Raw genomic sequence first — 26,789 nt, 5'->3', positions numbered from 1 at the left:
ACTATAAACACTATACGCCATGCAAAAAGCCTATCAATCCATTTATGTATCGTTTTACAGGTGGAACTTCAAAAACTTCGGCCAGGGTAAGAGTTTACCCGAGTTTAAATCGATGTTTAACGTAAGCTTCTTGCTGGTAGTGTTGCTTACCAATGCCATGCTGATAACCAAGCTGCTTATTAAAGGGCATTTGGTAACCCTTGGCTTGGGTGCCTGCGTAGCAATTGTGGCCGGCGCTATTATGTTTTTAATAGCAAACCACTTTATATTGCTCAACAACAAATGGTTCAATAAAGTTAATATGCAGATGGCGCGTGTTGCTACCCGCCGCAATGTTAATATTTGCTCGGCTGCTTTATTGGGCAACGTGCTTATTGCTTGCGGGCTTAGCTTTATATAAGCAAGATCAGTTATAAATTTAATACTTAAACGCTGCAAGTAATTGCGGCGTTTTTTATTGCCTCTATATTTTCGCCGTAAACCTTTACGGAGCTATCTATGCCTTTCAACAAGGCGTCGCGGCGGCCGGGCGTTAGGGTGATCAGCAGCTTCCCAATACTGGTACCTATATTTTTAAAGTGATGTACCACGCCTTTGGGTACCAACATACTTGCGCCTTTGCCGGCATGGTACTGCTGCCCATCTGCCGATAGCACAAAATTTCCTTCGGCTATGTAAATAACTTTTTCTTCGCGTGCGCAGGTAAGCAAGGGCGATGCTGAGCCAATGTTTACTACCTGCTCCAATATGGTGAGTTTGCCGCCGTTACGTTCGGTGGAGAGTATAATGTTGTTGTTTATACCCAATAAAGCTATGTTTTCGGCTTCGCAGCTATTGCCCGGCCAAATGTTCGTTTTCATGGTAATTGTGTGTTTGGGTAGGGATATGACGGGCCAACACAACATAGTGTTACAACTACACCCCGGTTTTCAGAAATAAATTTCGGGGTGGTTAATTGTAAACCCAACACTTAACCAAAAGCTAATTGCAGAAATTCGTTAATACCAATAATTGCCCTTGTTTAATAATCCATATCTTGCGGTTGTAATATGGAGCGGCCTAAAGAATTTAAGATAAACAATTTCGACCTGCTGCGGCTGTTGGCAGCAACCGAAGTAATATTCGACCATTTTTATCAGCACCTCCAAATACCCATCAGCCACACCGCTACTAAAATACTTTACCTGTTCCCGGGTGTTCCGGTGTTTTTTGTGATAAGCGGCTACCTTATTTCGGCATCGTACGAGCGGAATAGTAACCTCAAAAACTACATCCGCAACCGCGCTCTGCGTATTTATCCGGGGCTTTGGGCCTGTATTATTTTAACGCTTATTGTTTTTACTATAACGGGTGTAAACTTCATCAATAAACAAACTTTGGCCTGGCTGCCCACGCAACTGCTTGGCTTTATTTATACGCCTGGCTTTCTGGCCGATTATGGCTTCGGCTCCTACAACGGCAGTTTATGGACCATCCCCATCGAACTGCAGTTCTATATTATGCTGCCCATCTGCTTTTTGCTGGCGCCTAAGGGTAAGTTGAACGGTTGGTTCATGGCCTTGTTTGTGATTTTTGTGGGGTTGGCTTTGGTGTATAACCTAAGCCACTTTAACGAGAAGATAACCAAGCTGCTACGCTATACCTTCATTCCGCATTTTTACCTGTTTCTTACAGGCGTAATATTTCAGCGGCGCCGCATCTATTCCTCCAAATTTATTTACGGGAAGGCGTTGTACTGGATAGTACCCTACGTGGCATTCAGTATGTTCTTTTTCGACAGGATAGATGCCGCGTATTTTACAGTGATACAATACCTGTTCCTGGCTTTTACGCTATTATCTATGGCGTATACCCTACCCACATTTGCAGATAAGCTGTTGAAGAAAAACGATATATCGTACGGAATGTATATTTACCACGGCATGATCATCACCGTAGTCGTGGAATTGAAGCTGGTACCCTACTTTAATTTGATGTACCTTATTGGCGGCACGGTTGTTATGGCAACGCTTTCGTGGTTGTTTATTGAGAAGCCTTTCATCAAGCGCAAACAGAAAACCATCCACGCGGTAGGATAATTTATTTTACCAGTATCCCCACAAACATATTACCTACCCAGTTAAAGGGAGAAAATAAGCCGTAGATAACTTTAGCGGCAGAGCGTTGCATGCCCTGAGGCAGCTTGCCCGCCAGTTTAGATACCATGAGCCCATGGTCCCAAAAGCGAAGCACTTTTATTTGTTTGTAGTTTTTTAGCAGGTAGCTTTTAACGGCCTGGGTAAAACTGTTTTTGTCCCAACGGAAAACGTAATTGGTGGCATCGCCCTGTACTTCCCATTCGGTACCCATCAGGTTGCCAATAAGGCTATCGTATGGTTCTATCACAATAACCGCTTTTTTGGCCACGCGCAGCATCTCAGTAAAACCTGAAACCGGGCGGGGCAAATGGTGCAGCCCATCCTGAACCACCACCAGATCGTACGATGCATCGGGTACATCAAGGCTTTCGCCATTCAGCATAATGGTTTTAATGGCCGGGTCAAATTCGTTACATATCTTCAGCGAATTTTCAGAAATATCGCTTACCGTAACGTTATTAAAACCATTCTTTTTGAAGAATAAACCCTCGCCGCCAACGCCGCCGCAAGTAAGCAGTACGCTCCACTCGCGTATGTTGGGGTTGCTTTGTTCCAATACTTCAAGAGCTTTAAGCAATCGGCGGTCGCGCAGGTAACGGGTAAGCGGATCGGTTGTGATATGAAAATCGAACTCCGAACGCTGTTCGGGCGCGTAAATTTCTTCGTAAGCGTTCTGCTGCTGTTTTACCTGCTCAAGCATCTATCAGTTTTTTAGCGGAAAGATAGGCAATTTAGGGGAAAGCAGGAATAGCTATGTCGATTCGCCATTGATCGACCGCCTCTACCGTGCTCTTTTAAAGCCTGCACGCCGCTTCAATAACCGTAGCAGCCTCCCCCCTGCCGGATAACTTCTTTTTGAGGTAAGATTATTAAACACCAGCGCCACAATCAATAAAATAGTTACACCTGCCAACACTGGGTACAGAACATAAAAATACCCGAGGGCTTTTATTTTTGCCGAGCCGCTAACTGCAATTAGCGCGGTTGCGCCGCCGGGCGGGTGCAGCGTTTTGGTGTATTGCATGCCTATAATGGAAAGCGAAACGGCTAACGGCGCCGTTAGCCAGATCACATCGGGGCATAGTTTAAATACCGTTACGCCAATTATCGCGCTGACAACGTGCCCTCCTACCAAATTACGCGGTTGCGCCAACGGGCTTTCAATTATCCCGTAGACGAGTACACAACTGGCACCGAATGATCCGATAAGAAAAACATTATCGTTCGTTGTCAGTAACTTATCTTGTATGAAAGCGATAAGCCCAATGCCGATAACTGAGCCTAAAAATGACCAGAATTTTTCTGTTGTATTTACAAGGGTTTCTTTATAAACCACATACTTACTTATGCGGTAGCCACGAGTGAGATGCTTTTTTATCACGGGTGTAAAAGTAAACTAATGGCAGTTCGCAATAGTTGAATGTTTGTTTTCGATACGTAAAATATTGCCGATTATCTCCGGTGCACACGTTTGCGTTCTTGTTCCAAAACTTTTCTCTATCTTTCGCTATAAATACCTTATCTGATAGTGTTAGTTAAAACTTTTGGGAGCGCGGTTTACGGCATACAGGCCATTACCATAACGGTTGAAGTGAATATTGCAGCAGGCACAAAATTTTTTGTTGTTGGCCTGCCCGATGTGGCTATTAAAGAAGCCTATTTCCGTATAGATTCTGCCCTCCGAAATTGCGGTTACCGCATGCCCCGCCAACAAGTTGTGGTGAATATGGCTCCTGCCGATATCAAAAAGGAGGGCTCGGCCTACGACCTTACCATAGCCGTTGGCGTTTTAGCAGCATCAAGTCAAATCGATGCCGCCGAACTGGATAAATACCTTATTATGGGCGAGCTTTCGCTCGACGGTAGCCTGCAGCCCATTAAAGGCGCTCTTCCCATTGCCATACAGGCGCGAAAAGAAAAATATAAAGGCTTTATTCTTCCTAAACAGAACGCCCGCGAAGCTGCTATTGTTAATGATTTGGAGGTTTATGGCGTAGAGAACATCAAACAGGTAGCTGACTTTTTTAATAAAACCGCAGCACTCGAGCGCGAAATTGTAAACACGCGCGAGGAGTTCTTCGACAGCCTTACCAATTACGACAATGATTTTAGCGATGTGCGCGGGCAGGAAAATATCAAACGTGCACTGGAAATAGCCGCAGCAGGCGGACATAATGTAATACTGATAGGTCCTCCCGGTGCCGGCAAAACCATGCTGGCACGCAGGCTGCCATCTATATTACCGCCACTAACCCTACACGAATCGTTAGAGACAACCAAGATACATTCGGTAGCCGGCAAGCTATCCACCGCAGATGCATTGGTTACTACCCGGCCCTTCCGCTCGCCCCATCATACTATTTCGGACGTGGCCTTGGTCGGAGGCGGAAGCAATCCGCAACCCGGCGAAATATCGCTGGCACACAACGGGGTTTTGTTTTTAGATGAGCTGCCCGAGTTTAAACGAACCGCGCTCGAAGTAATGCGGCAGCCGCTGGAAGAACGCCGTGTTACCATATCGCGCGCCAAGTTTACGGTTGATTACCCCAGCAGTTTTATGTTGATAGCCAGCATGAACCCCTGCCCCTGCGGTTACTACAATCACCCGGAGAAAGAATGTATTTGCCCGCCGGGTACGGTACAAAAATATTTGAGCAAAATATCGGGCCCGCTGCTCGACAGGATAGACCTGCATGTGGAGGTTACCCCGGTGAATTTTACCGAACTATCATCAGACCGGCTTGCCGAAAAAAGCGAACCCATCCGCGAACGCGTAATAAAAGCCCGAGAGCGGCAAATAGAGCGCTTCGGCAACAAACCCGACTTGCACGCCAATGCACAAATGAGCCCGCAAATGGTGCGCGATATTTGCAAGATAAACCAGGCAGGTCAAACGCTGCTCAAAAAAGCCATGGAGAAATTAGGGCTTTCGGCACGTGCTTACGACCGCATCCTAAAAGTGTCGCGCACTATTGCCGACCTTGCCGGTAGTGAAGAAATATTACTGGAGCACCTGGCCGAAGCCATCCACTTCCGCAGCCTCGACAGGGAAGGGTGGGCCGGCTGATGCAAAAGCACAAGCGCTACCACGAATTGGACGCCCTGCGCGGGCTTGCCGCCACATTTGTGATGCTCTATCACTTCACTTTGGGCCAAAACCAGTGGTGGGGTTTTAACCTCGGTGTAACAGGTGTCGACCTGTTTTTTATCATCAGCGGCTTTGTGATATTCATGAGCATCAACAAAGTATCTAACGGTACAGATTTTGTGATCAATCGTGTTGCCCGGCTTTATCCCACTTACTGGGCCTGTGTATCTATCACCTTCGGTGTAATGGTTTTGCTGCGGCTGGTAAATTTTGGTGCCGCGCACGATAGCCATGCAGGCATTTGGGAATACCTCGCCAACATGACTATGTTTCAATATTATTTAGGGGTAAAAGACTTGGATATCCCCTATTGGACCATGATTGTGGAGATGCTTTTTTACATCGTTATCCTCATTCTTTACTCCACTAAATTATTAAAACACATTGTTACCATCGGCATTTTAGCCAACCTGTTCATTTTAATAAATGGCAGCTTCATAATACAACATTGGACGTGGCAAACATCGCCAAAGTATTTTCCGCTTCTAAACCACTTTCCATTGTTTTTTGCGGGCATCATTTTCTACAAGCTTGCTAATAAAACCATAAACACAATCAGCGGCTATACTGCGCTGCTGTTTTGCTTAGTTGTAAAGCTGTTTATTTTCCCGTTTGCGGGGCCGGCGCACGAGCATATTATGTGGATGCAGTACACCCGTATGCTGTGTTTATATTTCGGGGTATTTGTGCTATTTATCAATAATTGGCTGCAGCCTATAGCAATTAAACCACTGCTCTTCCTCGGGCGGATATCCTTTGCATTGTATCTCATCCACTCCTATATTTTTGTGGGGATTATTGGCGTACTTACTAAGCATAACACTCCTTTTTGGTTAGCGGTGTTAGGTGCCGGCGTGCCCGGAGCCATCTTTTTAGCATGGTTAATAACCACTTATATAGAAGCCCCGCTTGGAAAAAAATTTAAGTTGATACTGCACAAACAATTCGGGTAAATGGGTGTAGTTAAGGCGTTGACTTTGAATTACGGCCATTTTGGTTGTAATTAAAATATTTGCTTTTATTAAAAGATATTAATAGCTTCACACTCCTACTACCCCCGATGAACAAACAGTCTAAAAAGATTATCATTTTCGATGACGACGAGGATATCTTGTCTATTTGCAGCTATATTTTAGAAGAGCAAGGCTGGGAGGTTAGCACCTATACCGATTGTAATAATATTGCCGAAAAGGTATCGGGTATTATGCCCGATGTGATACTTATGGACAACTGGATACCCGATGCCGGCGGCATTGTGGCCACCCAAACCCTTAAGAAAACCGACGGCTTAAAAGATATACCGGTGGTATATTTTTCTGCCAATAGTGATATCCAGCTACTTGCCGGGCATGCCGGTGCCGAAACGTACTTAGCTAAACCTTTCGATTTGGATGAGTTGGAGCGTGTGATCAACAACGTATTGGTAAGCCACTAAAAAAATTATTCTATAAACAACAAAGCCACCCGCATAAACGAGTGGCTTTGTTGTTTATATGCCTTATTACATTGGGCCTCCGCCTGGTCCACCGGGGCCAGGGCCGCCACCCGGCCTGCCGCCGCCGCCCGGGCCATCACCGCCACGGAAACCGCGTTCCTGTGCTGGGGCTTTGCCCGAGAATTTTTGCAGCCTTAAGGTGAACGATAGCAAGAAGTAACGGCCAAGTTTATTTACGTTTGTTTGTGTTTGTATACTACCAACAGTTGTTGTAGAAAAGCCGGTGTTCTCGTTGAAAATATCATATGCCGCTAAACGAAGGGTACCGCGGTGGTCTTTCAAGAAGCGGCGCTCTACATAAGCGTTAAAAATATTAGGGTTTTTAACATTAAGTGCGCTGGCGTAACCGTAGTTTAATGTTTTGGTATAATCGTAGCTGAGGGTCCAGTCTTTCCAGAAATAGTTTTTACCGCTAACCGCAAGGTCCCAGGTGCGGATGTTCGTATTGGCGCTGTATAGCGGACCGGTTAAGGAGTTGCTGGTTTTGTTGATGCTGTAACGGGCAGATGTTTCTGCATCTATTACGTCGGTTATGTTTACCCTGAAACGCGTACGTGGTGCAAGCGTAAAGGTTTTAGCGATGTTTTTCTGCAAAGGCGATTCCACGTTGTTTACGTCTACCGAATCTGAGAAACCAATATTGTTGGTATAAGCAATCTGGCTATCAAAAGTTAGCGTGTATTTACGTTCTTTCCATGGTTTAGAGAATACAAAGCCGCCGTTCACCTGGTAGTAGCCATCGGTGTTTAGGTATTGTGTTAGGTTTGTGTTAACCAATTTTTGCAATGTTGGGTTTGCTGCCAATGCCGCTGCCGAAAAACTGCTTGGGTAGGTAGTTGTTTTTGATACGATCTTATTTTCGGTTTTAGTGAAGCCGATGTTGGTAAAGAACAGGTCGCCGCTTTGGAAGCTGAATTTATTGTAACGGAACTGAATATTGTGAGCAAACTCCGGTTTCAGGTCGGCATTACCCTGCACCGGGTATAATGCGTTCGAGAAATCTATAACAGGCTGCAGTTGGTTAAATGCAGGCTGGTTGCTGTTACCGTTATAGTTAAAGTTTAAAGATTGCCCCCTCGAGAAATTGTACACGAACCTTGCTGCAGGGATAATGTTAAACGTAGTTACCTTGGTGCCGGCATTTGTCCTGTCCGAAAAACCCTCTAAAGTAGCCGGTTGTGCGCCAATACCAATCACATAGTTGTATTTGGTTTGCACAAAGCGGTAATTAAAACCAAAGCGGTTAGTTGTAAAGGTGTAACGATAGTTGTTGCTCAATAGGTCGTACCTGTGGTATCTATCCGGATCAGGGGCTTGTGTATAAAGCGTATCAGTCTCTTTGTCGCTGGTGGTTGACGAATGGCTATAAGCATAATTAGCCTCTAAAAAACCATGTTTACTAACAGGCTCCTGGTACGATATGTTCCCTCCTATAGTGTTTACGCGGCTATCAGTATAAATTACCTGGTTTGCCGGAGCGTTACCTACGCCGGTAGTGTAGTTGTAAACGGGATTATCGTACGAGTTGCTTTTGTTTGATGAGCCGTTGAACTGGATGCTCAAGTTACGGCCTCTTGCGTTGAAACGGTGGTTGTACAAACCTGTGATGCCATAATTTGGAGCCGACGAACGGCTGATAGAATTTGAGGTGTAAGCTAAATTTGTAACACCATTACGGGTAGAGGTTACATCATCAACGCTGATTACATCACTACCGGAGTACGAGAAGGTTGGCGTGATCTTTAAATAATTGATGGTATCGGGTTTCCATTCGGCGTTAAAAGTAAAGCGATGGTTTACCGGGTTGCTGGTTTCCTGGCTTTGTTGCGTACTTGTACTTGGGGGCGCAAAAAAGTTGTTTTGTATAATGTTGGAGTTTTTATAAACGGTATTATCATTAAAACTATAGCTACCATAAACCGATAGCGTTTTACCCCATTGGTCCCTGAAGTTTAAACCAATAGAACGGGCATTTGTAATACCTTCGGCATTGGTAGTAGAACCGGAACTACCACCCCTAAGCGCATTCCCACGGCCGCCGCCACCACCGCCGCCGCCAAAACCACCACCACCTGCTGCGCCGCCGGTTGGTGTGCCGAAGCTAAATGTATTAACGTTAGTGTTGTTGATGCTACCCAAAACGGATATTTGCTGATCACCTTTAAACTTGAAAAAGTTTAACAGGCCAAGGTAACGGTTATCATTTGTTACCCCGGGGTTTTTAGGCAGCGCATCCGTGCCTTCGCCGGCTGTTGCCTGGCCAAAGTAGCCGTAGTTTTTGTCTTTACGGATGGTGAAGTTAAGCACCTTGGTTGGCTCACCCGTACGCACACCGCTCAGGTTGGCCTGGTCGCCGTAATCATCTACTATCTGTACGCTCTCTATCACATCTGCCGGCAAGTTACGGGTGGCGCTTAATACATCGCCACCAAAGAAGTCTTTACCGTTTACACGCACCTTGGTTACCTGTTTACCCTGCGCCGTTACGGTACCGTCTTTAGCAACGTCGAGGCTTGGTATTTTTTTCAGCACATCCTCTATCGGGGCATTCTCGCGTACTTTATAGGCCGATACACTGTATTGCACAGTATCTTCTTTCAAAACCACGGGATTTACGCCAACAATGGTAACTACTCCCAATTGGCGCGTTTCCGATTTCAGGATGATGGGGTCTATCACAACCGCCTTCCCATCGTTAGGGATAGTATAGTGTTTAATAACGCCCTGGTAACCTATTGAGGTAATGGTTAAATTAATTTTGGTACCCTTAACCGCAGGGAAGGTAAACTTACCATTGGCATCGGTAGTAGATGCCAGGCTATCGCCCAGTTCCGACGATATTTTAACATTACTGCCGGGCAGTGTTAGTTTGGTAGAATCGATGATCGTCCCGCTTACGGGGCGGGGAGCCTGCGCCTTTGATGACAGCGCAGTAAAGCTTAGGAAGGCAAAAAGTAAAAATATGTATTTCATAACTATTAAAGGCGTACATGGTGTTAATATGGTACTTGTACACATATATTGTGCAAATGTTCACTTAATAGTTTTTAAATATTTATTAATCATAGCATTGTTACATATTATGGCGGCTGATTAATATGATTGTTACAGATGCAATAAAAAAGCCCCGCATTGCGGGGCCTGTGGGGGTATTAATGATGTATATAAATTTATACAGCGTTGTATTTAGTTGGTAAGGTGCAGTGCGCTTGCTACCTGGTTGTAATTGTTGATGTTAACATTTGGATGTGCAGCGCTAAAAGTAGTTAGCGAGGTGCCCTGGATAATTACCACGCGGAAATCGAGCCCGCTGGCGGTGAAGTTTGATTTTACGCTAACATATCCAACCCCATATGATGATAGGGACAAAGTTTGCCCGGCTTCAGCGTAAGGCATTGCAAAGTAACCGCTGTTGCTGCCGGTAACTCTGAAGAACATCAAGACAAGGCCTTTGTCCACAACATCCTGTGTAATTTGAGGAACATCAAACTGGGTGAAGCCGGTAAGGAACACGCTCTTGATAGACAAGATTACGCTCGCAACATTGGCATTGCCATCCTTGCCATCAGCACCTGCTGCGCCGGTTGCACCTGTAGCGCCGGTAGCTCCTTGCGGACCGGTTGCACCTGTAGCACCGGTTGCTCCCGTTTGCCCTTGCGGACCCTGTGCACCAGTTGCGCCCGTAGCACCTGTTTGGCCTTGTGGGCCTTGAGCGCCGGTGGCGCCGGTGGCGCCGGTGGCGCCCGTAGCACCTGTTGGGCCTGCCGCACCCGTTGCGCCAGTAGCGCCTGTTGCACCCGCAGGGCCAGTAGCGCCGGTGGCCCCATTAGCTCCGGTAGCGCCCGTTGCGCCTTGCGGGCCCTGTGGCCCGGCAGGGCCTGTAGCACCCGTAGCGCCAGTTGCCCCTGTAGCACCTGTTTCGCCATCAGCACCGGCGGGGCCTGGTGTTATAGTTTTTTTGCAAGCCCCGAGGGAAAGGCAAATAATCGAAATTGCAAAAAGAGTAGATCTTAGTTTCATAATTAGTTTTTTGCTGTGTCTCATTTCTACGGGGCTTTTGTTAATAAGTTTCAACTGATGTGGAAAAAAGAAAATAAATTTCCCGTTATGTGAAATAATTTCAAAAAGGGCCCTCAGATTAAAGTTGTTAACGCTTGTTTAAAATAGTTTGCAAGCAAACACAACTTTTGTTTAATCTGTTTCGTTAAACAATATAAATCTTTAACCTATGGATAATATTAGAAAGTCGCTGCACGCGAGGGTGCACACGTGGATGGATGCTATTGGCTTTCGGCTAAATGCCTCACAAACCAATTTCAAAAACAAGGTAACCACCAACCATTATTTTTTCGAAACGTTTAATTTCTTCGAACGCTCGAAGGGAGACGATACATCAACCACAAAATTCTTGTGTTTTGATATGTATGGCGAAAAGGTGAGTGTGAAATCGCTGCTGGATCTGCAGGCGGCTTTTTTCGAAAATATCAGCCAGTTAAAATAATCAGAGCCCTTGGGCCCCCGGGCATAAAAAAGCCCCTCGCCGTTATGGCAAGGGGCTAAATATTTACTATCGTATAGTATTAAAAATCAACTTCTGTTTCCTGCTCAGGCTCGGCAAAGCGGCCAACGGCACCGTTAACTACGTTTACAACCGGTTTGGTTGGATAAAGCGCTTCTTTTATACGCAGTTTCAAATCGGCATAATGTGCGCTGGTTAACGCATCGCCACCCGAAGGCAAGCTGTTGCTGATGCGGGTAAGTTCGGCGCGTACCATTGGCCTAATATCTGAGAAAGCAATGTTGATAGGTGTTAACCCATAGTTGGCCAGTTGCACGCTGGTTGCACCAGGGAAACTGGCGCTGGCATCAACATTCAGGAACAACCTTAGGTTCTCGATGTAGCCGCGTTGCAGGTTACGCTGAAACTGATCGGGCTTGCCTGCCGGGAAAATGCCGGGGCGCAGGTCGGTAAACAAATCGCTTACTTTATAAGCAAGTGCACCGCTTTTGGCTTCGTTATCAAACATACGGGCCAGGCGCGATGGGTTGAGCAAATTGCCCAATGCGTTTACCTGTACTGCTTTAATGCGGCCTATTACTACGCCGTTATCAAATTTGCTTAGCTCGGCATTGTTAATTAACCAGGTAGGGGTTTTAAATACCTGCTGGTTCAGGAAGGTTACCGCATCGTGCTGCAGGTTTTTAGCAACGAAGCCATACACCGGACCGGTTTGGTCATATGTTTTGAAGTTCTCGTTCATGCCGCCCACATTCATGGTAACGTGGCCTATGTAGCGGTTGTATTGGCCAATCACTTCGTTGTAAAGCGACTGCACATCATCAAAATCTTCGCCCTTTTGGAAAGTCCATTTCTCAATGTTCGGTAATATCCTTTTCAGGTTGGCAATACCGTAAGTGCTGGCCTTCATGGCATTGTCGCCCAAGTCTTCGTTTTGCAGGCGCGGATCGATAGAGGTTCCCTGGCGGCCAAAGTAATAAAGCGGGTTGCCGGCTTTTGCTTTTGTCCAAACATCAAGCATTTCTTTTTCTTGTTTGGCGGTTTTGTTGCCGGGGAAGTAGGTGTAGCCCCATTTTACGGCCCAAAGGTCGTATTCGCCAATTTGCGGGTAAAAGCGGGTAACGCCATCACCTGGTTGAGCTATGTAGTTAAAACGGGCATAGTCCATAATTGATGGCGCCGTGCCGTGGGTAGATGTAAATGTTTTAGAACGAAGAGAATCTACTTTATAAGCATAGCTGCTGCCAAAGTTGTGTGGCAAGCCAAGGGTGTGGCCAATTTCGTGCGATGATACAAAACGGATCAACTCGCCCATTTGCTCGTCGGTAAATTGCGCATTACGTACGTTAGGGTTTACCGCTGCGGTTTGTATAAAGTACCAGTTGCGCAGGAGGCTCATTACGTTGTGGTACCAGCCAACGTGGCTTTCCAGTATCTCGCCGGTGCGAGGGTCTGAAATGTGCGGGCCGTAAGCATTTTGTACATCCGAAGCAAAGTAACGTAATACGCTGTAACGGGCATCTTCGGTGCTAAATTCAGGGTCTTCTTTAGCGGTAGGGGCAACTTTGCCTACAATGGCGTTTTTAAAGCCGGCAGCTTCGAAGGCCTTATTCCAGTCGTTAACACCCGCAATAAGGTATGGTACCCATTTTTTTGGCGTAGCCGGGTCAATGTAATAAACAATTTGTTTTTTAGGTTCAACCAGTTCGCCGCGGCTATAGGCTGCCTCATCTTTAGGCTCCAGTTTCCAGCGGTGGATGTAGGCTGTAACTTCTGATTTTTGCGCACCGGTGCCGTAATCTGTTTGCGCCTGGCCAAAGAAACCAACACGTGCATCCATCAAACGGGCCTTCATTGGCGTTTTCGGCAATAAAAGCATCGAGGTATTCAGCTCGAAAGTAAGCGCTGCGTTGGTGTTATCCGTTGGCGATTCGCCCGCGCGGAAGGTTTTCAACGTACGCACTTCCACATTTATAGGGAAGCTTTTAATGGTATCGATGTAAGAGCGGCTTGCATCTATTGCACTAACTTTGTACGCTTTCTTGATATTATCAGGCAGGCTGATAGCTGCTACATCGCCGTTATACATATCGGTAACATCAACCAAAACGCCGGTAGTATCTTTATTATAGGCTTTTATATCAAAAGCGGCCAATACTGCATCAAGGTTTGAGTTTTTTACCGATTGGTACATATCGCTGGTGCTATCGGCACGTACCGAGTAGCTGGGCACGCGGATGAACACTTGTTTATCGTGGCGCTCCCATTTCCACACCTGGTCGTTAACTTCTTCGCCGCCGTATTGCTGGCCGAACGATTTTAGGCCAACCGGGGTTTTAACAAAACGGGTAACTACCAGCATTTCTCGGTTAAGCAGGCTATCCGGAATTTCAAAATAGTATTTACCATCAACCTTGTACGTTGAGAATAAACCGGTATCGGCTTTTACTTTGCCCACCAAATCGGCAAATTTTTTGATGCCTTCTTTTTTCCCGGCAGGGCCAACAGTAGCTGTTGCTGCTGTGGTTCCGCCCGGGGTGGTGGTTGTTTTAAGTGTTACGGTAGAGGCTGTTTGTTTTTTGGTAGCGCACGAACTTGCGGCAACGGCAAGCGCTACAACGGCCAGGCGCAGGCTATTGCCCGCGCGAAGAGGTGTGATCATTTCTATAATTTAAATTAGTAAGTCAGTAAAAAAAGCAAAAGCTAAAAATATGGAATATTGAAGAAAATTGCCAATGCCTATGTTTTTGTTACAAAGAGCGGGTTAAATACGCCTTTTTAGGGTGAGTATTATTTTGTCGTAACGCTTTTCGTGGTATATTTCTAATAAAAGGCTTCGGTCCGTACGCGATTTTAGCAAACTATCAATCTCCTCTATCGTCATCCGCGAAACGGGGCGAAAATTAATAGATACTATCTCGTCGGCCCGTTGTAGCCCCACTTCCTCTGCCGGGGAGCCCGGTTCAACGCGGCTTATTACCAGGTGGTTGAGGTTTTTGCCTGCCGAAAAATATTCGATGCCGCTCATATCGTGTTCAAATGGCTGGGCAAATGTCTCGTTTTGTTTCAGGTATAAAGCGTTGTTGCTGTAATCGAAAACCACATTAAACTTTTTAAGTATGCCTATGCCTAAATTACCGTCGCGCTTAACGGTATAGTTTATTGATGCGGTATCGGTATCCGGAAAAGAAGTGATCACATTTTTTAGTTTGTATTTGCCAAGCGATAAGGCGCTTACCCGGCCAACAACGCCATCAATTGGCCCATTAAGCGCTACCCCCAAATTGGCTTTTATAACCGTTTTGGGCAGCCCGTTTACAGCCGTTATGTTTTCTAACGAAAGCGGGTGCCCGGCACCAAGGTCAACTACCAATTTTCTTTTGATCTGGCGGCCATCGTTTAATGTTACCATTGCTTCAAGGTAAGGCTTTTGGCCTTCAATAGTAATAGGGATGTATTGGCTTCGTTTAACGCCTCTGAGGTCTTTGGGGCGGCAAACCGTTAGCGTGCTGTCGGAGAAAGTTACCTTAACAGCCAGGTTATTAAAAAAATCCCAGCCAATAAGCCCGTGTATGGGCATGCCGGCGTAGTTTGATATATTAAAATAATCGCTCTTAAGTATGGCCGCGGGTATGCCATGGCTTGTAAGGCCGGGTATACCAAGATCAAGCGGGGGGGTAACTGTAGCTTCATAATCGCCATCGTTACCTAAGCCGGTTATTTTGATAGTGCGTTTTACGGTAAGCCCAATAGAGTCTACCATTTTAGGCTCTGTCATGATCAGCAGCCCAACCCCGGTGTCTAAAACAAAATTGAAAGGGCCACGATCATTAACCTTCATTTTAATAATTACCATGTTGCGCACCACCTTAAACGGAATGCTAACATTACGGTGCAGGCTATCAACCGTAAAAAACTGGGCCCATGCGAACAGTTTTAAGAAGCACAATAAAGCGGTTAGCCCGATGCTTTTTTTGGTGAATATGTTTAGTGCTGCTAACAACCGGGTAAAATTGGTAGCTAAATGTACACCATTAATTCATTAAAATGGCAATGCTAAACGCTGCGTTGTTTATTAAAGGTATTGAGCGCTTGGTATAGGCTAACTTTTAACTGCCTTTTCTTCTTTTTTCAGGTTGCCTTTCAATTCGGGGTTTTGGGCCGGCAGCTGGCCCACGCTACGCTCTACTTCGGTTTGCTGTACATGTACGGCATAATCTGCAGGTTCTATATGGCTGCCGCTTGCTTCAGCGTATACCTGCGTAAACTCGGCACCGATGTATAGTATAGCCGCAGTATAATATATCCATACTAAAATAACAATTAGTGAACCCGCTGCGCCGTAAGTTGAACCGGTTGCGGTGTATTGGATATATAAACTGATGGCGTATTGCCCCAGCATAAACAAAATAGCGGTGAAAATGGCACCCGAGCGCACATCCTTCCATTTTATCTTCACATCGGGCAAAACCTTAAATATAATGGCGAATAATACCGATATAACAATAAGCGTAACGCCCAGGTTTATGCCGCCAATAAGCAGGCTGGTTACGCTGGGCACAAACCGGGTTATTTGTGTTTTAAGCGCATCTAACAAAAAGTTGATAACCAACGATGCCATTAATAAAAACCCAAGGCTTACAATTAGCGAGAATGATAAAAAGCGGTTTTGCAGCATTTTTAGCCAGCCCTTTTTGGGTTTTGCCTTTACGCGCCATATAATATTTAACGAATCTTGTATCTCTAAAAAAATACTGCTTGCACCCAGCAACAATGTGCCCACGCCTACAACTACCGCTATCCCGGTTTTACCGCTAAGCTCCAGCTTGGTTAGCATTTCCTGTATTTGTAAGGCAGCAGCTTCGCCCACATACTGTTTTATTTCGGGGTAGAGGCGGTTGGTGGCGGCATCGTGCCCGAAAACCAAACCAGCCAATGATATAACGAGTATAAGCAGCGGCGCTATGGAAAATACGGTGTAGTATGCCAGGGAGGCGCTTAGTTTTAAACCATTATCGGCACCAAAGCCGCTAAATGTTGCCACTAAAACCTTATAAAGCTGTTTTAAATATTCTTTACTGAAAAACTTCATATCAATATATTTGTAGATACCTTTACTTATAACCCATTAAGCACGCTATGAAAAACGTATTGCTAAAATCTAAAGCCTTTAAAGTACTCTTTGTTTGTTTTTTCCTTAGCAATTATAGTGCCTTTGCACAAAAAACTACCGTTTGGCTGGTTCGCCATGCCGAAAAAGAACCCGCAACAGTAAAAAGCGCCGATGACCCAAGCTTGTCTGCAGATGGGCTGAAGCGAGCCGAAGCCCTTGCCAAATACCTTAAGCGTGAAAAGATAAAAGCAATTTATGTAACCAAGTATAAACGCACCGGCGAAACGGGCCGCCCACTCGCAGCACAGGCCAAAATACTTCCGCGTGTTTATGATGATAGCTTAAAAACATTTGCCAAAACTATACTGAAAAACTTCAATGGAAGCAATGTGTTGGTGATAGGCCACTCAAACACCCTGATGCCTTTGCTGGATGCTTTTGGTGCCGAAATGCCCTTTGACACGCTGGATGAGGACGATTACGATATGATATTTAAAGTAACTGTTAAAGATAACGGGGAGCGCGAACTCGAAATATCATACTATGGTACGCTGCACCACAAATCAGACCTGCCGCAAAAGTACAAAGAGGATAACCGGCCCGCCCAGCAATTTGTAACGCCCGCCTCGCACTATTAGTGGTTGGCGGCCACCAGCAGGTCTAAGTCTTTACAGGGTATATTAAAGCGCTCGCCCATATGTTTGTTGGTGAGGTGGCCCTGGTATATGTACACGGCATTGCGTATTCCTGTTTTTTTCCAGATGACGTTTTTTAGCCCGCCTTGCTCGCCAATATCTAATAATATAGGCGCAAAAATATTTGTTAGTGCATAGGTAGCAGTGCGCGCCACGCGCGAGGCTATGTTTGGTACACAATAGTGTATAACGTCGTATTTCCTGAACACCGGGTGGGTGTGGTTAGTAACCTCGGATGTTTCGAAGCAGCCCCCCTGGTCTATACTCACATCGATAATAACCGAGTTGGGTTTCATTTTGGCAACAGTGGCTTCTGATACCAAGCAGGGGCTACGGCCATCATCGGCACGCATAGCGCCAATGGCCACATCGCAGGTAGTAACTGCCTTCTCTAAAACAATGGGCTGCACCACCGAGGTGAATATGCGGCTGCCAATATTGTTTTGCAGGCGGCGTAGTTTGTAAATAGATGGGTCGAATACTTTTACTTCGGCCCCCAGCGAAATGGCGGTGCGCGCGGCGTATTCGCCAACAGTACCTGCGCCAAGTATTACAATTTCGGTAGGCGGAACGCCGGTAATGCCACCAAGCATCAGGCCTTTTCCACCGAAAATATTGCTGAGGTATTCTGCTGCTATGAGGATAGATGTAGCACCTACTATTTCGCTCATGGCGCGTACTACGGTTAGCGTACCGCCTTCGTCCTCAATGTTTTCGAAACAAATGGCTGTTATTTTTTTTGCCAGCATAGCTTGCAGGCATTCGGGCTTTAAGGTTGCTACTTGCAGGGCCGATATAAGCAATTGCCCCGGCTTCATCATGGCAATTTCTTCCAGCGTGGGCGGCGCTACTTTGATGATGATGTCGGCTTCGTAAACGCGTTTGGTATCGTATACTATTTGTGCGCCCTGCTCGCTGTAATTGGTGTCGGAAAAATTGGCCGCCTGGCCGGCATTGCTCTCCAGGTAAACATCGTGCCCGTTGTTTACCAATAACGCTACCGAAAGCGGCGTAAGCGGAATGCGGTTTTCCTGGAAGGAAACTTCCTTAGGGATGCCGATGTACAGTTTGTTTTTTTTGCTTTTAACCTCCAGCATCGATTCCTGGGGTAGCATCAGCGCCTGGCGTGCGACGTCAGAAAATCCGCTATATTTTCCTGAACTCATGTTTTCTTACTTTCCGGATGTTGAAGATAAGAAAAACAACGGGCATGTGCATCAAATGTTTTCCACAGTTATTTGGCGCGCACCATCTTCTGACACTTCTATGCGAATACCGGTATAAGTATCCGGAATAAGCCCTGCAATTTTTTCGGGCCACTCAATAAAGCAGTAATTCTCTGAGAAAAAATACTCTTCGTAACCCATATCCAGCGCCTCCGCCTGTTCCTTCAAGCGGTAAAAATCGAAATGGTATACCGGGCCGTTGCTACCCGCGTACTCGTTTACGATGGAGAATGTTGGGCTGGTAGCTTCGTCGGTAACGCCAAGCGCCGCGCAAAGCGATTTAATGAGCGTGGTTTTGCCGGCGCCCATATCGCCATAAAACAAAAATATTTTATTACTGCCCGCGTATTTTAGTATTTCGGGCGCGCTGTCGGCTAATTCCTGAAGGGTATTGATGTGGATATCCATGGGGTATTGAATATTTGAACCTTTACTGACCATGTCATTTCGATGAGCAGCGGGGTGGCGGTGTCGGCGGGCGAAAAGAAATCTTGTACATCGTGCTTCGCGGCAATGCTTTTGCGTATAAGATTTCTCACCCTTGCCCCGCTTTCGCCCTTCGCGTAAGGGTTCGAAATGACATGGTGGTTAGGATTGTTGCTAATTTCTATTTGGGCCCGTAAGTTACTATCGGGATGATCATTTCTTCTAACGAGATGCCGCCGTGCTGGAAGGTTTCGTTATAAAAATTCACAAAATGGTTGTAATTGTTCGGGTACACAAAGTAGGCATCGCTTTTGGCAAATACAAAACTGCTGCTTACATGTAGCTTTGGCAACATAGCATCGTGCGGGTTGCGAATGTGGAAAACCTCTTTGGCTGTAAAGTTGAGGTTTTTGCCTTGCTTGTAACGCAGGTTTGTATTGGTGTTACGGTCGCCGATGATCTTGCTCGGATTTTTTACCTTGATGGTACCGTGGTCGGTAGTGATGATTACACGCGCCTGCTTGTTGGCCAAAAACTTCAATAGCTCCAATAGCGGCGAATGCTCGAACCACGATAAGGTTAATGAACGATAAGCTGCATCGTCGCTGGCCAGTTCGCGTATCATTTGCATATCGGTACGGGCATGGCTAAGCATATCCACAAAGTTGTAAACAACAACGTTCAGGTCGTTCTGCATTAGGTTGTTTACCGATTCGTTTAGCGCACGCCCCTCATCAATGTTCAGTATTTTGTGGTACGAATGCTTAATTTCTCTCCGAAGGGTGCGTTTAAGCTGATCGGCCAAAAACTCCGCTTCGTACAAGTTTTTACCGCCCTCGTCCTCATCGTTTTGCCACATGCCGGGGTAACGTTTTTCCATATCCAAAGGCATCAGTCCCGAGAATATGGCGTTACGGGCATACTGCGTAGCCGTTGGCAAAATACTGTAATAAGTATCCTCTTCCTCCAAACGGAAATATTCGGATATAATAGGGTTGATGATCTTGAACTGATCGTACCGCAGGTTATCTATCAGTATAAAGAACACCGGGCCGTTGCCATCCAGCTTGGGGAACACTTTCTTTTTAAACAGTTGCGGCGAAAAGGTTGGCGAAGTATCGGGCGTTTTTAGCCAGTTGATGTAGTTACGCTCCACAAACTTGCAGAACTGTACGTTGGCCTCGGCTTTTTGCAGCGTAAGTATCTCGTGCATACCGGCGTCTTCCAAAGTTTCCAACTCCAACTCCCAGTAGATCAATTTTTTGTAAACATCCACCCACTCCTGAAAGCTCAGGTTATCGTTCAGTGTCATACCCAGCGTACGGAAATCCATCTGGTAGGCCATGGTGGTTTTCTCGGTAACCAAACGTTTGTTTTCGGTAAGCTTTTTTATGGTAAGCTGTATCTGCTTGGGGTGAACAGGTTTTATCAGGTAGTCGTCTATTTTAGAACCTATGGCATCTTCCATCAGGTACTCTTCTTCGTTTTTGGTGATGAGTACAATGGGCACATCGCTGCGAATGCTTTTTATTTGCTGCAGGGTTTCTAAACCGGTAAGGCCCGGCATATTTTCGTCAAGGAAAACCAGGTCGTAATATTGCTTTTTAAATTCGTCTAAAGCATCGTGGCCATTGGTTACGGTAGTAACTTTATAGCCCTTTTCTGTTAAGAACATTATGTGCGGTTTCAACAAGTCTATCTCGTCGTCGGCCCATAATATGGAAGTATCCTGCATAATAATATATTTTTACAACCGTATAACCCCTTTGTGGTATAATTTGTTGTAAAATTATACAAAGGTTTAACATATATTAACAATAGCATGGTGCTTGTTTTGTCATAATTCGGCACTTTTGCATCCAATATTGCTGCTTTGAATAAAAAGAAAATAATAAACGACCCGGTATACGGGTTTATCAGCATCCCATCCGACCTGGTGTTCGACCTCATTGAGCACCCTTACTTTCAGCGCTTACGGTATATTAAACAGGTGGGGATGACGCATTTGGTATATCCCGGCGCTTTGCACACCCGTTTTCACCATGCTATTGGTGCCATGCATTTAATGGGTACCGCTATAGAAACGCTTTGCAACAAAGGTTGCGTTATTACCGCAGAAGAAAAAGAAGGGCTACTGATAGCCATATTGCTGCACGATATTGGGCACGGCCCTTTTTCGCACGCGCTGGAGCATACCATAATAGAGGGGATAGACCACGAGGATATTTCTATTTTATTGATGGACCGCCTGAACGAACAATTCAACGGGCAGCTAAGCTTAGCCATATCTATTTTTAAAGGCACATACCCTAAAAAGTTCCTGCATCAGTTGGTATCGAGCCAGTTGGATATGGACCGGATGGACTATCTTAACCGCGATAGTTTTTTCACCGGCGTATCCGAAGGGGTTATCAGTTCCGACCGTATCATTAAAATGCTTACCGTGAAGGATGATAATGTGGCGGTGGAAGAAAAAGGCATTTACTCGATAGAGAAGTTTTTGATAGCCCGCAGGCTGATGTACTGGCAGGTGTACCTGCACAAAACCGTAATAGCAGGCGAGCAATTGCTTTGCAAGATATTCGACCGTAGCCGCGAACTGGCTTTGCAGGGCGAAAAATTTAATGTTACACCAGCGCTGAACCACTTTTTAGAAACAGTAATTACCGAGGAAGAGTTTAGGGCCAACCCGTATCACCTGGATATTTTTGCGAAGCTTGACGATACCGATGTGATGGCAGCCGTGAAGATATGGGCGGATAGTAAAGACTTTGTTTTAGCTAAGCTTTGTAACAATTTGATACAACGCAAGCTCTTCCATGTGGATGTAACATCTGAACAGCCCGACGATGAGTTTGTGGCCGAACTGAGGCAGCGAGCCGCTAAGAAATACAACATTTCTACAGAGGAAGCTGCTTATTTTGTATTTACCGATGCTATACGCAACAACGCTTACAACAAAGGCGACGGTAACATACAGATATTGCGAAAGAACGGACAGATACACGATATAGCCTTAGCGAGCGATAACAGCAACCTGGAGGCGCTAACCAAAACGGTGAAGAAATATATACTGTGTTACAGTAAGGGGTTGGTGTAAAGTTTTTTTCTGAACTCGAATTTGGGGGAATTACCGAATTTAACAGAATGGAATAGAAGAAAAACCAAATTCTGCCCATTCATTAAATTCGTTCAATTCGAGTTCAGATGGCTTCGATATTAATATCGTATAAACAAAATATAAAATAAACATAAATTTGCAGGATGCAATTTGCCGCAAAAGATATAGCCTTAATGCTGAACGGAACCGTGGAGGGCGATGCCCTTGCTGCGGTTAGTACGCTTGCTAAGATAGAAGAAGCACAGCCGGGTTCCCTGTCGTTTTTGGCCAACCCCAAGTACGAGCAGTATTTGTATACCACCAATGCATCTATTGTTATTGTAAACAACAGCCAGCAATTAACAGCGCCGGTAAATACTACGCTGATAAGGGTAGAGAATGCCTACAGCGCTTTTACCCTGCTGCTGGAGCAATACAATACGCTGAAGTTGAATAAAAAAGGTATTGAGCAACCATCGTTTATACACCCATCGGCACAGGTTGGCGAGGATGCCTACGTTGGTGCTTTTGCCTATATTGGGCAAGGTGTTAAGCTGGGCAACAATTGCAAAATATATCCCAACTGCTACATTGCAGATAATGTTACCCTGGGTAATAATGTTACGTTATTCCCGGGGGTGATTGTATATTTCGATTGTGTTTTGGGGAATAACGTAACCATACATTCTGGTGCCATTATAGGCAGCGACGGTTTTGGCTTTGCCCCAAAGCCCGATGGCAGTTACGACAAGATACCGCAAATAGGCAACGTTATTATTGAAGAAAATGTGGAGGTTGGCTCTAATACCACTATTGATAGGGCAACCATGGGTAGCACCGTGATACGCGCCGGGGCAAAAATTGATAATTTGGTGCAGATAGCACATAACGTGGAGGTTGGCTCCAACACGGTTATTGCGGCGCAGAGCGGCATATCGGGCAGCTCGAAAATTGGTGAGCGTGTGATGATGGGCGGGCAGGTTGGTATTGCCGGGCACCTAACCATTGCCGATGGCACGCAATTTGGCGCACAGGCCGGGGTGAACAGCAGCATAAAAGAGCCTAATAAAAAATGGAGCGGTACGCCATACCAACCCTTTCAGGATTTTTTACGCGCCGCCGTAAACACCCGCAAACTACCCGACCTTGAAAAACGAGTTAAAGAATTAGAAAACATTATAAAAGAAATGAAGAATGTTCAATAGTTCGTTAGTCATTGGTTCATTAGTTGCAAAACGGCTATTGAATAACCCACCAATGACCAATGAACGAGTGAACCAATGAACTAAAAGGATGAACGTAAAACAAAGAACCATTAAGGAAGCCGTTTCGGTATCGGGCACGGGCCTGCACACCGGCGAATTTGTCACCCTTACTTTTAACCCCGCTCCCGAAAAACATGGCTACAAATTCCGCCGTGTGGATCTGCCGGGCCAGCCTATTATTGAGGCGGATTGCGATAACGTAACCGATACCTCGCGCGGTACTACGCTTACTCAAAACGGCGCGAGCGTAAGCACGGTTGAACACGTATTGGCCGCTATGGTTGGTTTAGAGATAGATAACGTGCTGATAGATGTGAGCGGCCCCGAAATGCCAATAATGGATGGCAGTTCTATCAAATTCATTGATGCTATTGAAGCTGTTGGCTATACCGAGCAGGATGCCGACCGCGAATACTACCACATCCCCTATAACATTCATTACACCGAACCCGACCGCAAGGTAGAAATGGTGGCTATGCCTTTAGATGGCGACTACCGCTTTACCTGTATGGTTGATTATAACTCGGCCGTTTTGGGTAGCCAGCATGCTACTATATCGGCTATCAGCGAGTTTAAAAAAGAAATTGCATCGAGCCGTACCTTCTGCTTTTTGCACGAACTGGAAATGCTGCTGAAGCACGACCTGATAAAAGGCGGCGACCTGAACAACGCTATTGTGGTTGTTGATAAGGATGTTGATGAAGACGAACTTGCACACCTTGCCAAACTATTCAACCGCAAGGATATTAGTGTAGCCCCACAGGGTATATTAAATAACATTGAGCTTCGCCACCAAAACGAACCCGCCCGCCATAAACTGCTGGATATGATAGGCGACTTGGCGCTGGTTGGAGTTCCGCTGAAAGGGCACATTATGGCAGCAAGGCCGGGCCACGCCGCTAACGTTGCCTTTGCTAAGAAGATAAAAACACTCATCAAAAAAGAGCGCAGCCGCAAACATGTAAAAGTGTACGACCCTAACATGAAACCGGTTTACGATACGGTGCAGATAATGAACATTCTGCCGCACCGCCCGCCATTGTTGCTGATAGATAAAATATTAGAACTATCAAAAACGCATGTGGTAGGCTTAAAGGCCGTTACTATGAACGAGCCGTTCTTTGTGGGCCACTTCCCGGGTGCGCCGGTAATGCCGGGTGTTTTGCAGATAGAGGCCATGGCACAAACCGGTGGGATTTTGGTACTGAACACCGTGCCCGACCCTGAAAATTGGTTGACCTTGTTCCTGAAAATAGAAAACGCCAGGTTTAAAGATAAGGTTTTGCCCGGCGATACGTTAATATTCCGTTGCGATCTGATCGCGCCTATACGCCGCGGCATTGCCCAAATGAAAGGCATTGGTATGGTTGGCGAAAAAATTGTGGTAGAGGCCGAACTGATGGCGCAAATTGTAAAATATAAGTAAGCATGATACAGCCTTTAGCGTATATACACCCCCAGGCAAAAATTGCCGATAACGTGGTTATAGAACCATTTGTAACCATCCACAAAGATGTGGAAATTGGCGAAGGCACCTGGGTGGGCTCCAATTCGGTAATTATGGATGGGGCCCGTATTGGCAAAAACTGCCGCATATTCCCCGGCGCGGTCGTATCTGCTCCGCCACAGGATCTGAAGTACAAAGGCGAGGCCAGCACCGTAACCATTGGCGATAACACCGTTATCCGCGAATGCGTAACACTTAACCGCGGTACCGCGCTTGATAAAAATACGACTACAATAGGCAGCAATTGCCTGTTGATGGCTTATACACACGTAGCACACGATTGCGTAATTGGCGACAATGTAATTATAGCCAACGGCGTGCAACTGGCTGGCCACATTAATGTATACGACTATGCCTTTATCGGCGGAACTTCTGCCGTGCATCAGTTTGTTGAAATTGGTGCACACAGCATGATATCGGGTGGTTCGCTGGTGCGTAAGGATGTGCCGCCATATACCAAGGCCGGCCGCGAGCCGCTTTCGTACATCGGTATCAACTCGGTTGGTTTGCGCCGCCGTGGTTTTTCTGCCGAAACTATTAACGAGATACAGGAGATATACCGCATTATCTTCCTCAAAAAATACAACGTTACCAAAGCGCTCGATATCATCGAGGCCCAGTTTAACCCAACCGTAGAGCGCGATGAGATCGTAAACTTTGTGCAGAACTCGCAGCGCGGTATTATGAAGGGCTTCGGCGCGGTATAAATTCGTTCATGGTTCATAGCTGACGGTGCATGGCAACCCCACGTTGTTTTTGGCTATCAACTATGAACCATCACCTATCAACTCAATGCAGATCACCCTCCAAAACATAGGCCGCCGGTTTAACCGCGAATGGATATTCCGAGGGATAAGCCATGTTTTTGGCAACCGCGAGAGTTATGCCATATTGGGCTCTAACGGGTCGGGTAAATCTACGCTACTACAGGTTTTAAACGGTAGCCTCGCTCCTTCTGCCGGGGTATTGAGTTACACATTTGAGGATAAGCCGGTGCCCGTTGAAGAGGTGTTCAGCCACCTCAGCCTTGCTGCTCCTTACCTGGAATTGATAGAAGAGTTTAGCCTGAACGAGATAATAGATTTTCATTTTAAGTTTAAGGAATACAAAGCCGGGCTGGACAGAAAAGCCATTGTAGATATATTGAGCCTTCCCGGCAGCCCCAATAAATTGGTGAAGTATTTCTCCTCAGGGATGAAACAACGCCTTAAGCTGGCGTTGGCCTTCGCATCAGATACTCCAATGCTGATGCTGGACGAACCAACCTCTAACCTTGATACCCAAGGCATCGACTGGTACCTGAGCTTGATAGAGCAATATAGCGCTAACCGCCTCACCATTATCTGCAGCAACCAGGAGCACGAGTACAGTTTTTGTAAGCACAGGTTAAGTATTGCAGATTATAAAAGTTAGTGCGTGGTGAATAGTTAAGCGGTGCGTGGTTGTAGGTGCCGCCCAAGCAAAAACCATTCACCCAACCAACCACTCCCTACTCACCTACACCCCCCTCTTCCAAATCTCACATCAAATTTTTATTTTTGCCCCTCAATTGTAATTACTTATGGCAAAAGCATCTGATATAAAGAATGGCAGCATCCTGCGTTTCAACGGGGAGTTGGTACAGGTAGAAGAATTTTTACACCGCACCCCCGGTAACTTGCGTGCGTTTTACCAGGCACGTATGCGCAACGTAAGGAGCGGTAAACTGGTTGAATACCGTTTCCGTACGGATGAAGAGGTTGACATCAGAAGGGTAGAAACCAGCAACTACCAATATTTATACGAAGACGGCGAATCGTTAGTAGTAATGGATAATGATACTTACGATCAGCATAATGTGCCGAAAACATTATTTGGCAGCGCTATAAAATTCCTGAAAGAAGGCACTAACGTTGTCGTAGCTTTCGAAAGTGATGAGGCTATCATGGGTTCTATTCCCGGTTCGGCCGAGTTAGAAATTACTTACACCGAGCCTGCGGTAAAAGGCGATACCTCAACAGGTGCTATGAAAAATGCCACTGTTGAAACCGGTGCCGAAATAAAAGTGCCGTTGTTCATCAACATTGGCGATAAAGTAAAGGTTGATACCGCTACCGGCGCTTATGTAGAGCGTGTGAAAAGTTAAGCGTTAAATTAGGACAGTATATACGAAAGCCT

Annotated in this window: 25 protein-coding genes; 13 read left to right on the top strand and 12 right to left on the bottom strand. The window is 45.9% G+C overall.

Features of this window, described 5'->3' with window-relative positions:
* The first annotated feature begins 19 nt into the window (after positions 1–19).
* Complete coding sequence (locus BC343_RS04690; RefSeq protein ID WP_078346582.1) at positions 20–400, top strand: hypothetical protein; 381 nt, start codon at positions 20–22, stop codon at positions 398–400.
* A 25-nt stretch (positions 401–425) separates the two neighbouring features.
* Here BC343_RS04690 and BC343_RS04685 read toward each other — a convergent pair whose 3' ends face one another.
* On the bottom strand, positions 426–860 hold the full coding sequence (locus BC343_RS04685) for a cupin domain-containing protein (RefSeq protein ID WP_162276818.1): 435 nt from the start codon (positions 858–860) through the stop codon (positions 426–428).
* 189 nt (positions 861–1,049) lie between these two features.
* Between BC343_RS04685 and BC343_RS04680 the strand changes: the two genes are divergently transcribed.
* Positions 1,050–2,078 (top strand): acyltransferase family protein, encoded by a 1,029-nt coding sequence (locus tag BC343_RS04680; RefSeq protein WP_078346580.1) that lies wholly within the window; start codon positions 1,050–1,052, stop codon positions 2,076–2,078.
* A gap of 1 nt (position 2,079) precedes the next feature.
* Here the strand turns inward: BC343_RS04680 and BC343_RS04675 are convergent, their stop codons facing one another.
* Together BC343_RS04675 and BC343_RS04670 are read right to left on the bottom strand one after the other, a co-directional pair.
* Entirely contained in the window at positions 2,080–2,838 is a 759-nt protein-coding gene (locus BC343_RS04675; protein ID WP_078346579.1) for a class I SAM-dependent methyltransferase, read from the bottom strand.
* Positions 2,839–2,919: 81 nt separating this feature from the next.
* Positions 2,920–3,519, bottom strand: coding sequence for an HPP family protein (locus BC343_RS04670; protein WP_078346578.1), 600 nt, complete (start codon positions 3,517–3,519; stop codon positions 2,920–2,922).
* Between the two features lie 147 nt (positions 3,520–3,666).
* Here BC343_RS04670 and BC343_RS04665 point away from each other — a divergent pair, with 147 nt between their 5' ends.
* The 3 genes from BC343_RS04665 to BC343_RS04655 all read left to right on the top strand — a co-directional run bounded on the left by BC343_RS04665 (position 3,667) and on the right by BC343_RS04655 (position 6,721).
* Positions 3,667–5,205 carry a YifB family Mg chelatase-like AAA ATPase gene (locus BC343_RS04665; RefSeq protein ID WP_078346577.1) on the top strand — a complete coding sequence of 513 codons (1,539 nt, stop codon included), beginning with the start codon at positions 3,667–3,669 and terminating at the stop codon, positions 5,203–5,205.
* A complete protein-coding gene (locus BC343_RS04660) occupies positions 5,205–6,239 on the top strand; it encodes an acyltransferase family protein (RefSeq protein WP_078346576.1) in 1,035 nt (344 codons plus the stop codon). Before BC343_RS04665 ends, BC343_RS04660 begins: the two co-directional genes overlap by 1 nt.
* Before the next feature lie 107 nt (positions 6,240–6,346).
* Positions 6,347–6,721: a response regulator gene (locus tag BC343_RS04655; protein WP_078346575.1), complete on the top strand. Its 375-nt coding sequence runs from the start codon at positions 6,347–6,349 to the stop codon at positions 6,719–6,721.
* Positions 6,722–6,787: 66 nt separating this feature from the next.
* Here the strand turns inward: BC343_RS04655 and BC343_RS04650 are convergent, their stop codons facing one another.
* Both BC343_RS04650 and BC343_RS31310 read right to left on the bottom strand, forming a co-directional pair.
* Entirely contained in the window at positions 6,788–9,754 is a 2,967-nt protein-coding gene (locus tag BC343_RS04650) for an outer membrane beta-barrel protein (RefSeq protein ID WP_162276817.1), read from the bottom strand.
* A 213-nt stretch (positions 9,755–9,967) separates the two neighbouring features.
* A complete protein-coding gene (locus tag BC343_RS31310) occupies positions 9,968–10,801 on the bottom strand; it encodes a hypothetical protein (RefSeq protein WP_202909730.1) in 834 nt (277 codons plus the stop codon).
* A gap of 208 nt (positions 10,802–11,009) precedes the next feature.
* Between BC343_RS31310 and BC343_RS04640 the strand changes: the two genes are divergently transcribed.
* Complete coding sequence (locus BC343_RS04640) at positions 11,010–11,282, top strand: hypothetical protein (protein ID WP_143822059.1); 273 nt, start codon at positions 11,010–11,012, stop codon at positions 11,280–11,282.
* 79 nt (positions 11,283–11,361) lie between these two features.
* Here the strand turns inward: BC343_RS04640 and BC343_RS04635 are convergent, their stop codons facing one another.
* The 3 genes from BC343_RS04635 to BC343_RS04625 all read right to left on the bottom strand — a co-directional run bounded on the left by BC343_RS04635 (position 11,362) and on the right by BC343_RS04625 (position 16,392).
* Entirely contained in the window at positions 11,362–13,962 is a 2,601-nt protein-coding gene (locus BC343_RS04635; protein WP_078346572.1) for a zinc-dependent metalloprotease, read from the bottom strand.
* Positions 13,963–14,064: 102 nt separating this feature from the next.
* Positions 14,065–15,303, bottom strand: a complete 1,239-nt coding sequence (locus tag BC343_RS04630) for an aspartyl protease family protein (protein WP_078346571.1) — start codon at positions 15,301–15,303, stop codon at positions 14,065–14,067.
* Between the two features lie 99 nt (positions 15,304–15,402).
* Positions 15,403–16,392 carry a YihY/virulence factor BrkB family protein gene (locus BC343_RS04625; protein ID WP_078346570.1) on the bottom strand — a complete coding sequence of 330 codons (990 nt, stop codon included), beginning with the start codon at positions 16,390–16,392 and terminating at the stop codon, positions 15,403–15,405.
* A 47-nt stretch (positions 16,393–16,439) separates the two neighbouring features.
* Here BC343_RS04625 and BC343_RS04620 point away from each other — a divergent pair, with 47 nt between their 5' ends.
* A complete protein-coding gene (locus BC343_RS04620) occupies positions 16,440–17,051 on the top strand; it encodes a SixA phosphatase family protein (RefSeq protein ID WP_078346569.1) in 612 nt (203 codons plus the stop codon).
* On the opposite strand, the gene BC343_RS04615 is transcribed toward BC343_RS04620, so the two are convergent.
* The 4 genes from BC343_RS04615 to porX all read right to left on the bottom strand — a co-directional run bounded on the left by BC343_RS04615 (position 17,048) and on the right by porX (position 20,495).
* Positions 17,048–18,274, bottom strand: a complete 1,227-nt coding sequence (locus BC343_RS04615; protein ID WP_078346568.1) for an alanine dehydrogenase — start codon at positions 18,272–18,274, stop codon at positions 17,048–17,050. The two genes, BC343_RS04620 and BC343_RS04615, sit on opposite strands and share 4 nt — an antisense overlap.
* 51 nt (positions 18,275–18,325) lie before the next feature.
* Positions 18,326–18,742 carry a tRNA (adenosine(37)-N6)-threonylcarbamoyltransferase complex ATPase subunit type 1 TsaE gene (gene tsaE, locus BC343_RS04610; protein WP_078346567.1) on the bottom strand — a complete coding sequence of 139 codons (417 nt, stop codon included), beginning with the start codon at positions 18,740–18,742 and terminating at the stop codon, positions 18,326–18,328.
* Complete coding sequence (locus BC343_RS31195) at positions 18,709–18,873, bottom strand: hypothetical protein (protein WP_162276816.1); 165 nt, start codon at positions 18,871–18,873, stop codon at positions 18,709–18,711. Before BC343_RS31195 ends, tsaE begins: the two co-directional genes overlap by 34 nt.
* Positions 18,874–18,941: 68 nt before the next feature.
* Entirely contained in the window at positions 18,942–20,495 is a 1,554-nt protein-coding gene (gene porX / locus BC343_RS04605; RefSeq protein WP_078346566.1) for a T9SS response regulator signal transducer PorX, read from the bottom strand.
* Positions 20,496–20,633: 138 nt separating this feature from the next.
* On the opposite strand from porX, the gene BC343_RS04600 reads away from it, so the two are divergent.
* The 6 genes from BC343_RS04600 to efp all read left to right on the top strand — a co-directional run bounded on the left by BC343_RS04600 (position 20,634) and on the right by efp (position 26,757).
* On the top strand, positions 20,634–21,860 hold the full coding sequence (locus BC343_RS04600) for an HD domain-containing protein (protein ID WP_078346565.1): 1,227 nt from the start codon (positions 20,634–20,636) through the stop codon (positions 21,858–21,860).
* Positions 21,861–22,024: 164 nt separating this feature from the next.
* Positions 22,025–23,065: a UDP-3-O-(3-hydroxymyristoyl)glucosamine N-acyltransferase gene (lpxD, locus tag BC343_RS04595; protein ID WP_078346564.1), complete on the top strand. Its 1,041-nt coding sequence runs from the start codon at positions 22,025–22,027 to the stop codon at positions 23,063–23,065.
* An 88-nt stretch (positions 23,066–23,153) separates the two neighbouring features.
* Complete coding sequence (locus BC343_RS04590) at positions 23,154–24,551, top strand: bifunctional UDP-3-O-[3-hydroxymyristoyl] N-acetylglucosamine deacetylase/3-hydroxyacyl-ACP dehydratase (RefSeq protein ID WP_078346563.1); 1,398 nt, start codon at positions 23,154–23,156, stop codon at positions 24,549–24,551.
* Positions 24,552–24,553: 2 nt separating this feature from the next.
* Positions 24,554–25,339: an acyl-ACP--UDP-N-acetylglucosamine O-acyltransferase gene (gene lpxA, locus BC343_RS04585; protein WP_078346562.1), complete on the top strand. Its 786-nt coding sequence runs from the start codon at positions 24,554–24,556 to the stop codon at positions 25,337–25,339.
* 85 nt (positions 25,340–25,424) lie between these two features.
* On the top strand, positions 25,425–26,045 hold the full coding sequence (locus BC343_RS04580; protein ID WP_078346561.1) for an ABC transporter ATP-binding protein: 621 nt from the start codon (positions 25,425–25,427) through the stop codon (positions 26,043–26,045).
* Between the two features lie 148 nt (positions 26,046–26,193).
* Positions 26,194–26,757, top strand: coding sequence for an elongation factor P (efp, locus tag BC343_RS04575; RefSeq protein ID WP_078346560.1), 564 nt, complete (start codon positions 26,194–26,196; stop codon positions 26,755–26,757).
* The last annotated feature ends 32 nt before the right edge of the window (positions 26,758–26,789 follow it).

This window comes from Mucilaginibacter pedocola (assembly GCF_002013915.1).
GTDB classification, from domain to species: Bacteria; Bacteroidota; Bacteroidia; order Sphingobacteriales; family Sphingobacteriaceae; genus Mucilaginibacter; species Mucilaginibacter pedocola.
Note: the sequence above shows the minus strand (reverse complement) of the source record. Positions and strands in the feature narration are given on the sequence as shown.

What these genes read in the sequence shown, in the direction of transcription:
- BC343_RS04625 (WP_078346570.1), bottom strand. Translation starts at nt 16,392, where the DNA reads ATGAAGTTTTTCAGTAAAGAATATTTAAAACAGCTTTATAAGGTTTTA.
- lpxA (WP_078346562.1), top strand. Translation starts at nt 24,554, where the DNA reads ATGATACAGCCTTTAGCGTATATACACCCCCAGGCAAAAATTGCCGAT.
- BC343_RS04580 (WP_078346561.1), top strand. Translation starts at nt 25,425, where the DNA reads ATGCAGATCACCCTCCAAAACATAGGCCGCCGGTTTAACCGCGAATGG.
- tsaE (WP_078346567.1), bottom strand. Translation starts at nt 18,742, where the DNA reads ATGGATATCCACATCAATACCCTTCAGGAATTAGCCGACAGCGCGCCC.
- BC343_RS04655 (WP_078346575.1), top strand. Translation starts at nt 6,347, where the DNA reads ATGAACAAACAGTCTAAAAAGATTATCATTTTCGATGACGACGAGGAT.
- BC343_RS04660 (WP_078346576.1), top strand. Translation starts at nt 5,205, where the DNA reads ATGCAAAAGCACAAGCGCTACCACGAATTGGACGCCCTGCGCGGGCTT.
- BC343_RS04640 (WP_143822059.1), top strand. Translation starts at nt 11,010, where the DNA reads ATGGATAATATTAGAAAGTCGCTGCACGCGAGGGTGCACACGTGGATG.
- BC343_RS04680 (WP_078346580.1), top strand. Translation starts at nt 1,050, where the DNA reads ATGGAGCGGCCTAAAGAATTTAAGATAAACAATTTCGACCTGCTGCGG.
- BC343_RS04590 (WP_078346563.1), top strand. Translation starts at nt 23,154, where the DNA reads ATGAACGTAAAACAAAGAACCATTAAGGAAGCCGTTTCGGTATCGGGC.
- BC343_RS04615 (WP_078346568.1), bottom strand. Translation starts at nt 18,274, where the DNA reads ATGAGTTCAGGAAAATATAGCGGATTTTCTGACGTCGCACGCCAGGCG.
- BC343_RS04685 (WP_162276818.1), bottom strand. Translation starts at nt 860, where the DNA reads ATGAAAACGAACATTTGGCCGGGCAATAGCTGCGAAGCCGAAAACATA.
- BC343_RS04650 (WP_162276817.1), bottom strand. Translation starts at nt 9,754, where the DNA reads ATGAAATACATATTTTTACTTTTTGCCTTCCTAAGCTTTACTGCGCTG.
- BC343_RS04690 (WP_078346582.1), top strand. Translation starts at nt 20, where the DNA reads ATGCAAAAAGCCTATCAATCCATTTATGTATCGTTTTACAGGTGGAAC.
- efp (WP_078346560.1), top strand. Translation starts at nt 26,194, where the DNA reads ATGGCAAAAGCATCTGATATAAAGAATGGCAGCATCCTGCGTTTCAAC.
- BC343_RS04635 (WP_078346572.1), bottom strand. Translation starts at nt 13,962, where the DNA reads ATGATCACACCTCTTCGCGCGGGCAATAGCCTGCGCCTGGCCGTTGTA.
- porX (WP_078346566.1), bottom strand. Translation starts at nt 20,495, where the DNA reads ATGCAGGATACTTCCATATTATGGGCCGACGACGAGATAGACTTGTTG.
- lpxD (WP_078346564.1), top strand. Translation starts at nt 22,025, where the DNA reads ATGCAATTTGCCGCAAAAGATATAGCCTTAATGCTGAACGGAACCGTG.
- BC343_RS04620 (WP_078346569.1), top strand. Translation starts at nt 16,440, where the DNA reads ATGAAAAACGTATTGCTAAAATCTAAAGCCTTTAAAGTACTCTTTGTT.
- BC343_RS04675 (WP_078346579.1), bottom strand. Translation starts at nt 2,838, where the DNA reads ATGCTTGAGCAGGTAAAACAGCAGCAGAACGCTTACGAAGAAATTTAC.
- BC343_RS31310 (WP_202909730.1), bottom strand. Translation starts at nt 10,801, where the DNA reads ATGAAACTAAGATCTACTCTTTTTGCAATTTCGATTATTTGCCTTTCC.